At 33.8% G+C, this 2203-nt stretch carries 1 protein-coding gene and 1 pseudogene; both read right to left on the bottom strand.

Annotated elements, in window-relative coordinates:
• Nucleotides 1–292, bottom strand: a pseudogene (locus tag B8T70_RS23395) (HlyD family secretion protein); the annotation flags it as partial.
• A 3-nt stretch (nt 293–295) separates the two neighbouring features.
• A partial coding sequence (locus tag B8T70_RS23390; protein ID WP_133059424.1) for a peptidase domain-containing ABC transporter occupies nt 296–2203 on the bottom strand: 1908 nt, incomplete at its 5' end.

Genomic DNA, 2203 nt, shown 5'->3' with positions numbered 1-2203 from the left:
CGATAATTGCAAGTGGCGTATTTTTGGACACTTTCGCTTTATCTTTTACTAAAATTGCTTCGATTCTACCAGTAGTTTTGGCTACTAATTTCTCAGGAGGAATAGAAGTTGTAATACTTATTTCTGTACCAACGACATCTGGATATTTAAGAAACCAGGAAACAAAAAACAGCATGCATATTATTGCAAAGATTAAAACTGTCCCCCATCGTATCATCCAATGTGGCACTCTTGTAAGGATATCCTGAACTTCTTCGCTTCTTAATTCAAATTTTGTATTGTCTTCTGCCATGTTTTAATTTCCTAATTGCAATTGATTACGAACCAATTCAAAATAATTTCCTTTTTGTTCTACTAATGCTGAGTGACTTCCTATTTCGATAATCTTTCCTTTATCTAAAACAACAATCTGATCTGCATTCATAACTGTACTCAATCGGTGCGCAATTACTACAACCGTTTTATCCTTGAAGAAGATATCCAGTTTCCCCATAATTGATTTTTCATTATTAGCGTCTAATGCTGAAGTTGCTTCATCAAAGAATAACATTTCGGGGTTTTTATATACTGCCCTCGCAATTAATAATCGTTGTTTTTGTCCTGTACTCATTCCAACTCCTTCTGATCCTATCTTGGTATTATAACCAAGAGGCAAACTAGTGATATACTCTTTTATGTTGGCCACATCGGCAGCATATACCAATCGTTCTTTATCTATTTTATCGACTCCAATTGCTATATTATTAGCAATTGTATCACTAAAAATAAATCCTTCCTGCATAACTGCTCCAATGTTGTTACGCCATGCTTTTTGCGAAATATTTTTGAGTTGTGTATTCCCTATATTAATTTCGCCATTATTTGGTTCGTAGAATTTTAGTAATAACTTCATTAAAGTAGTTTTTCCGCTTCCACTAACGCCTACAATTGCAGTTACTTTATGGGCAGGAATCACTAAATTTAAGTCATCTAAAACAGGAATGTCTGATCCTAAATAGCGATACGATAAATCTTTGATGATTATGTCACTGTCTTGTGGAATATCTTGGGTTTGATGTACTTCTTGCTGCACCTCATCTTCCTTATCATGAATTTCTGATAATCTTGCCAACGATATTTTTGCATCTTGCACTTCGCGCACAAACTCTATAAGCTGTGTAATCGGACCATTTAAACTCCCAACGATAGAACTTATTGCAAGCATCATCCCAAGAGTAATCTGACCATCGATTACTAGTTTTGCCGAAAGGAAAATTATAAAAATATTCTTTAATTCATTAATCACAGACGAACCTATTGTTTGGGTCTGTTCTAAGACTAGTCCTTTTATAGAAACTCTAAATAATCTTGCCTGAACATACTCCCATCCCCATCTTTTTTGCTTCTCGGCATTATGCAGTTTTATTTCCTGCATTCCGTTTATGAGCTCCATAACCTTGCTTTGCTCCTGACTAACTTCTGAAAATCGCTTATAATCGAGTTCTTCTCTTCGTTTTAAGAATAAGGTTATCCATCCAAAGTACAGAATGCTTCCTGCAAAAAACACTAAGAATATCTGAAGATTATAATAGGCTAGAACACCTCCCATAATTATCATATTAATGACCGAAAACAATACATTTAATGATGATGTGGTAAGGATTCTCTCTATACGACGATGGTCGTTTATACGTTGCATAATATCTCCAGTCATTCGGACATCAAAAAATGAAATTGGTAAATTCATTAATTTGATGAAGAAATCTGAAATTAAAGAGATATTTATTCTGGTAGATAAATGCAATAATATCCAGCTCCTGATAAGTTCTAATCCTGTTCTTCCTGCAAAAAGAAATAATTGCGCAAACAGAATTAAATAAATAAAATGAATGTTTTGATTTTGTATCCCTACATCGACAATACTCTGGGTAAGAAAAGGAAAAATAAGCTGCAGTAAACTACTCGCCAGTAAACTTATACTTAACTGGATTAGGAATGATTTATATCGCAAGACATATTGCGATAATAGCCCAAATCCTAAACCTTTTTTATCTTCTTTATCAAACTCGGACTGAAAAAATCTTGGAGTGGCTTCTAACAATAATGCAATTCCTTCCTGAGTAGAATCATCGGCATTATTTCCTATCCAAAACTTAATAAAGTCTTTCTGATTATATTCTATCAATCCAAAAGCTGGATCAGAAATATAATAAATACCTCTCTT

It is taken from the genome of Flavobacterium sp. AJR (genome assembly GCF_002156885.1).
Taxonomy (GTDB): Bacteria; Bacteroidota; Bacteroidia; order Flavobacteriales; family Flavobacteriaceae; genus Flavobacterium.
This window is presented reverse-complemented; position numbering and strand designations above follow the sequence as displayed.